The sequence below is a fragment of the Bacillus sp. SIMBA_074 genome, from assembly GCF_046534555.1.
GTDB lineage: Bacteria > Bacillota > Bacilli > Bacillales > Bacillaceae_G > Bacillus_A > Bacillus_A mycoides.
Map to the genome: position 1 here is coordinate 1 of NZ_JAWRYM010001315.1, position 232 is coordinate 232.

Consider the following 232-nt stretch of genomic DNA (forward strand, 5'->3'; position numbering starts at 1 on the left):
CAGCAGGATAGCTTGCATTAATGGCAACAATGTCCAAACTCTCATCTAATATGGCCTTTCGGAAAACCATTCTTCCAATTCTCCCAAATCCGTTAATTGCTATTCTTGAATTCATTGTTCGGACCCTCCTGAAAATATTAATGTTATACTTATTACCTCTCACATGTAATTAGTATAACATAATTCATTGGAATTGTGCTAATAAAAATGCGGATTGTTTTATTTTTTCAAC

Annotated in this window: 1 protein-coding gene; it reads right to left on the reverse strand. The window is 33.2% G+C overall.

The window, feature by feature from the left end; genetic code table 11:
* A partial coding sequence (locus SB773_RS34965; RefSeq protein WP_410595177.1) for a glyceraldehyde 3-phosphate dehydrogenase NAD-binding domain-containing protein occupies positions 1-115 on the reverse strand: 115 nt, incomplete at its 3' end.
* Positions 116-232: the final 117 nt, after the last annotated feature.